Genomic DNA, 5,563 nt, shown 5'->3' with positions numbered 1-5,563 from the left:
GCCCGGCGCCAAAACGATCTGGATCGGCATGCAGCGAACCATGGATGCTGCGTTCATGATCCTGGCGCTACGGGCTGAGGACTCATGACTTCTGTATAAGGAGATGATTTAAGCCGGCCGGCAACCCCGCGAGCGTGTCTCCMCCTTGTCATCCCGGCTCCGACACTCAGAGCGATAAAGAGGGATGGGATAAAGGCTAATATATAAAAATTAAGGTTGAAATAGCATGACCATTTATCTAGGTGGATATGGGGCAGGAAATGTTGGTGATGACTTGATTTTGAAGTCGATCTTGAGTCAGGATCCTTCCGCGACCATTGTCGCCTATGGAAGGCCCGGGCTTGAGCAGTACAAGGAGTATGTTGAATTCAAGAATTTTCTTGCCGATCCGGAGCGGTATATTGAGGGCCATACGACCTTGGTTATGGGCGGCGGCGGGATCTTCTGGTCGCCCGAGCATATTCAAGAGTTACTGATTATTGCGCTAGCCGCAAAGACGGTCGGCTGCAAGCTGCAGATAAGCAGGGTGGGCCTTCATGGATTCCACTACAACATTGCTGCTTCGCGCCATCTTCTGCGTCTTGCCGAGCGCGTTTCCTTTCGCGAGCATGATTCGCTGGATCTCGCGCGGAGGCACCTCGGGTGCGACGGCGCGGTAGTCGAGCCGGACTACGCCTGTGGCATGATTGAACCAGTGCAACGCACCGCGAAGACGGGGAAGTTGAAGGCCGGCATCAATATCGGCTCCACCCGGTTTATCGACGACGAGCCGTTCTCGATGCACCTGCAGCAGATATATGCCGGGATTGCGCATCAGTTCCGGGATGAGTTGGAACTCTTCTATATTCCGTTCTGCAGCCACGTTTCCGCACACAACCAGAGCGATCTTGCGAAAGCGGATCTGCTCCATTCCGTCTCCAATGGACTGATCAAGTGTGCTGACTTCGCGAGTGTCGATGATTTGCTGGGATTCTGCGCACAATGCGATTTCTTTATTGGCGAGCGTTTTCACATGCATATCGTAGCGCATGCGATGAATATCCCCTTTGTGCCGTTTATCCATAACGAACAGACGAAATATCGGGCGCTCGCGCACGAATATGGGGATGTGCCGACGTATTACGAATTTTCCCAGGCATTCATCATGGACTCCCTGACAAGGCATGTCCGGGAGCTAATTGATGCCGCTTGTGTACCGGTAGCCTGACGGGGAGAGGGGGGTGGGATTTACTTTCCCGCCGGTGCTTCATGCCACGCACCCGGGCTTATCGGAAAAAGGGGCGCAATGCCCCCTTTTATTAATTTCGGAATAATCCCTGATTCTGGGCAAACCATTGATAGCTGTCTCGCAGGCCGTCTTCGAGCGAAATACTCGCCCGCCATCCGAGTTTGCTCAGGCGCGAGACATTGAGAAGCTTCCGCAGGGTGCCTTCCGGCTTGCTGCTATCGAAGCGCAATTGCCCCTTGAATCCGGTGACGCGCTTGACGCTCTCGGCAAGTTCGGAAATCGTGCAGTCTTCTCCAGTTCCAACATTAATGTGCGACTGCATCGGCTCCGTATTGGCCTGGTATGTGGCCGCGTCAAGCTCCATGATATGGACGCTCGCCGAGGCCATATCGTCCACATGTAGGAACTCGCGCATGGGCTTGCCGCTCCCCCAGATCACCACTTCGTCCTCGTGATCCCTGATGGCCTGATCGAATCTGCGCAGCAACGCCGGAATGACGTGGCTGTTTTCCGGATGGAAATTGTCATGCGGTCCRTACAGGTTGGTCGGCATGGCGCTCCGGAAATCGCACCCGTACTGGCGGTTGTAGCTTTCGCATAGCTTGATGCCAGCAATCTTCGCGATGGCATATGGCTCATTGGTCGGTTCCAGCATGCCGGTCAACAGCGAACTCTCGGACATCGGCTGTTCGGTCGCGCGAGGGTAAATGCACGACGAACCCAGGAACAGCAACTTCCTCACGCCGGCGCGATGGGTCGAGTGGATGATGTTGGCCTCGATCATCAGGTTTTCGTAGATGAACTCGGCAGGATAGGTGCTGTTTGCATGGATGCCGCCTACCTTGGCCGCGGCCAGGTAAACCTGATCGATGTGGCGATCGGCGAAGAATGCCTCCACCTCGCTCTGCCGGGTAAGATCCACCTTATCACGGGCGGCGGTGACGATGTTTCGGTATCCCAGAGTTTCGAGCCTTCGCACTATGGCCGAGCCGACCATTCCGCGGTGGCCCGCGACGAAGATTGCGTCGTCTTTGTTGATACTCATGCTTTGTGCTCCAGGGATACGGGAACGGCGTACCCATGCTTTGCGAGCAATGCGTGGCGCTTCGCGACATTCAGATCGTCGGCAACCATCTCTTCGCACATTTCCTGAACCGTGATCTCGGGGCGCCAACCCAGCTTCGACATGGCCTTGCTTGGATCGCCCAGCAGAGTCTCCACCTCGGTCGGCCGGAAGTAGCGCGGGTCAATTCGTACGATTACGTCGCCAACCTTGAGGCCCGGCGCATTTGGGCCCTCGGTGCGCGTTACCACGCCGGTTTCATCGACACCTTGACCTCGGAACTCCAGGGTGACGCCAAGTGCCGCAGCTGCCATGGTGAGGAATTCGCGAACCGAATACTGCAGGCCCGTTGCGATGACGAAGTCCTCGGGTTGCTCCTGCTGCAGCATCATCCATTGCATGCGGACGTAGTCCTTGGCGTGACCCCAGTCGCGCAAAGCGCTGAGGTTACCCATATACAGGCATTCTTCCAGGCCCTGCGCGATGTTGGCCAGGCCACGGGTGATCTTGCGCGTCACGAACGTTTCGCCGCGGCGGGGCGACTCGTGGTWAAACAGAATGCCGTTGCAGGCGTACATGCCATAGGCTTCACGATAGTTGACAGTGATCCAGTAAGCATACAACTTGGCAACTGCATATGGGCTGCGCGGATAGAAGGGCGTCGTCTCCCGCTGGGGAATTTCCTGGACCAGGCCATAGAGTTCCGAGGTCGAGGCCTGGTAGAACCGGCAACTCTTCTCCATACCCAGAATCCTGATTCCTTCGAGCAGCCTGAGCACGCCGAGGCCATCCGCGTCGGCTGTGTATTCCGGTGCTTCAAAGCTGACCGCGACATGGGATTGGGCGCCCAGGTTGTACACCTCGTCGGGCTGCGCATTCTGGAGTATCCGCGTCAGGTTAGACGTATCTGTCAGATCGCCGTAGTGGAGGATGAAGCGCTGATTCCGCACATGCGGATCTTCGTAGATATGGTCGATCCGCTGCGTGTTGATCTGCGACGCACGGCGTTTGATGCCATGCACTTCGTATCCCTTTTCAAGGAGTAGTTCAGCCAGATAGGAGCCGTCTTGGCCCGTGATGCCGGTGATCAGTGCTTTCTTGTTGGAACTCATATTTCGATTATCGGACGCTGCGCTACAGATTTGCGGGGCGTCAAGTCAATTTGCTAGGAGGAGAGTAATTGCGAGGTTCTTGAAGCAACAGTCCGGCTGGATTACAGTCGGCGTCATTGCCGTATACTACTACCGTCAGTGCCCTCAGTTGCCAAAGCTGAGACCATTGCGGAAATTTCGACCGCAGGGCGAGCATTTCGAGATGCCTATGCGCCCGAGTTGCAACGACTTGAAGTGCGCACTCATCGATCGGTTGTACATCCCGAAAACGTTTCTTGGCGCCGACTCCTTCATAGTAAAATCCCGCGAGCCTTGGGCTCACGGCGGCGCGGCGTCTTGCCTGTATCCCGGCAAGTCTCTCTCGTTCGCCCTGGCCGAGCCTAGATTCCCCAAGCAAGGTGTACCGTTCCAGGCCCTCCGCAGCCGGGGCGGCAGATTGAGGATTGGTCCCCACAGCCAATCGTGCGGACCCGATCAAGGCTTCGCCTAATGGTAGGCAATTGCATGAGTTCTGAAACCACTATCGTTCAATCCCTGCGTATCCAGGTCCGGGTAGTCGGAGCACTCCTGATGCGAGAGATCCTGACGCGCTATGGACGGCATAACATCGGATTCCTATGGGTGTTCTTTGAGCCGATGATGTTCACGCTTGGCGTGACTGCCCTCTGGACAGCCACCAAGGCGGCGCATGGATCGAATCTGCCCATCACGGCTTTCGCTGTGACCGGCTATTCCGCAGTCCTGCTTTGGCGGAACTGCGCCAACCGTTGCGCCTTGGCGATCCTTCCAAACCAGAGCCTGCTGTATCACCGCAATGTGCGCGTGATCGATCTGTTCCTGGCGCGGGTTGTACTGGAGATCGCTGGTGCCACCACCTCGTTTGCCTTTCTGCTGCTCCTGTTTATCTCCCTCGGGCTGATGGAGCCACCGGTAGACCTGGGACTGATCTTTGTTGGCTGGGTGCTACTGGCGTTCTTCGGCATCGGGCTCGGTTTTACTGTTGGCGGACTGAGTGAGCGCAGCGAAGCGGTGGAGCGCATCTGGCACACGATTTCCTATTTGTTTTTTCCGTTCTCAGGTGCGGTTTTTATGGTGGAGTGGCTTCCACCCTTGGCCCGGAAAGTTGTCTTGTGGTTTCCGATGGTGCACGGCACGGAAATGATTCGTGCCGGATATTTCGGAGTCAGGGTGAATCCGCACTATGATCTCAGCTATCTCTGTGTTGCCGACCTGATCCTGTTATTCATAGGTCTCGTATCCGTACGCGAGGCCAGCAAGCGAGTGGAGCCGGAGTGATTGACATCAAGAATCTAGGCAAGGGCTACCATACGCGTCAAGGTTGGCGGATGGTACTGCACGATATCAACCTGCGTGTACAGCAGACGGAGAAGATCGGCATCCTGGGACGCAATGGCGCAGGGAAGTCCACCATGATCAGGATGATCAGCGGCGCGGAACTGCCCACATACGGTACCATTCGGCGTGGGATGAGCGTGTCCTGGCCACTGGCTTTTGGCGGAGCCTTCCAGAGCAGCCTGAGCGGAATGGACAATCTGCGCTTTATCTGTCGTGTGTATGGCGCCGACCCAAAAGCCGTCGAACCGTTCGTGCAGGAATTCTCGGAGCTAGGCTACTACCTGCGAGAGCCCGTCAAGACATATTCAGCGGGCATGCGCGCGCGGCTGGCCTTCGCGATCTCAATGGCGATCGATTTCGATTGTTTCCTGATCGACGAGATTGTTGCTGTGGGTGACAGCAGATTTCACGCGAAATGCCACACTGAACTGTTCGAGAAGCGGAAAGAATCTTCGCTGATCATTGTCAGCCACGACCCTGGCTATATTCGTGAGCATTGCGACCATGCGGCCGTCCTTGTGCAAGGAAGGCTTCACGCGTTCGACGAGGTCGATGAAGCCTATGCCTTCTACGAGCAATCAGGGGGTTGAACGCTGTCTCTTTTCGACCACCGACCGGTACACCTCGTCAATCTTCTTCGCATAGGATTCCGGATTGAATTGAAGTGCCTGGCGGACTCCCTTTTCCTCCAAGCCGTGCCGCAGATCGTCGTTCGCGTCGATGGCTCTCATGGCTTGTGCGAGCGCGCGCGTATCGTAGGGCGATGGCTCTCATGGCTTGTGCGAGCGCGCGCGTATCGTAGGG

6 protein-coding genes are annotated in these 5,563 nt (G+C 56.4%); 3 read left to right on the top strand and 3 right to left on the bottom strand.

Annotated features, from left to right (window positions below; all coding sequences use genetic code 11):
• Positions 1-226: 226 nt before the first annotated feature.
• Positions 227-1,207, top strand: coding sequence for a polysaccharide pyruvyl transferase family protein (locus tag AC1DKD_RS38505; protein ID WP_477111243.1), 981 nt, complete (start codon positions 227-229; stop codon positions 1,205-1,207).
• A gap of 91 nt (positions 1,208-1,298) precedes the next feature.
• Here the strand turns inward: AC1DKD_RS38505 and fcl are convergent, their stop codons facing one another.
• Both fcl and gmd read right to left on the bottom strand, forming a co-directional pair.
• Positions 1,299-2,273 (bottom strand): GDP-L-fucose synthase, encoded by a 975-nt coding sequence (fcl, locus tag AC1DKD_RS38500; protein WP_477111242.1) that lies wholly within the window; start codon positions 2,271-2,273, stop codon positions 1,299-1,301.
• Positions 2,270-3,403: a GDP-mannose 4,6-dehydratase gene (gmd, locus tag AC1DKD_RS38495; RefSeq protein WP_477144502.1), complete on the bottom strand. Its 1,134-nt coding sequence runs from the start codon at positions 3,401-3,403 to the stop codon at positions 2,270-2,272. Before gmd ends, fcl begins: the two co-directional genes overlap by 4 nt.
• A 504-nt stretch (positions 3,404-3,907) precedes the next feature.
• On the opposite strand from gmd, the gene AC1DKD_RS38490 reads away from it, so the two are divergent.
• Both AC1DKD_RS38490 and AC1DKD_RS38485 read left to right on the top strand, forming a co-directional pair.
• Positions 3,908-4,699 (top strand): ABC transporter permease, encoded by a 792-nt coding sequence (locus AC1DKD_RS38490; RefSeq protein WP_477111240.1) that lies wholly within the window; start codon positions 3,908-3,910, stop codon positions 4,697-4,699.
• A complete protein-coding gene (locus tag AC1DKD_RS38485; RefSeq protein WP_477111239.1) occupies positions 4,696-5,349 on the top strand; it encodes an ABC transporter ATP-binding protein in 654 nt (217 codons plus the stop codon). The genes AC1DKD_RS38490 and AC1DKD_RS38485 overlap by 4 nt, the downstream gene beginning before the upstream one ends.
• Here AC1DKD_RS38485 and AC1DKD_RS38480 read toward each other — a convergent pair.
• The gene (locus AC1DKD_RS38480; RefSeq protein ID WP_477144501.1) at positions 5,338-5,490 is read right to left on the bottom strand and encodes a hypothetical protein; all 153 of its coding nucleotides are present in this window, start codon (positions 5,488-5,490) and stop codon (positions 5,338-5,340) included. The two genes, AC1DKD_RS38485 and AC1DKD_RS38480, sit on opposite strands and share 12 nt — an antisense overlap.
• Positions 5,491-5,563 lie beyond the last annotated feature (73 nt).

The sequence above is a fragment of the Cupriavidus sp. 05T313 genome (genome assembly GCF_056396665.1).
The sequence above is the reverse complement of the archived record's forward strand: the minus strand, read 5'-3'. Positions and strand labels throughout refer to the sequence as shown.

Excerpts from the sequence above, each read along its gene's own strand:
- AC1DKD_RS38480 (WP_477144501.1), bottom strand. The coding sequence starts at position 5,490 with ATGAGAGCCATCGACGCGAACGACGATCTGCGGCACGGCTTGGAGGAA.
- AC1DKD_RS38505 (WP_477111243.1), top strand. The coding sequence starts at position 227 with ATGACCATTTATCTAGGTGGATATGGGGCAGGAAATGTTGGTGATGAC.
- AC1DKD_RS38490 (WP_477111240.1), top strand. The coding sequence starts at position 3,908 with ATGAGTTCTGAAACCACTATCGTTCAATCCCTGCGTATCCAGGTCCGG.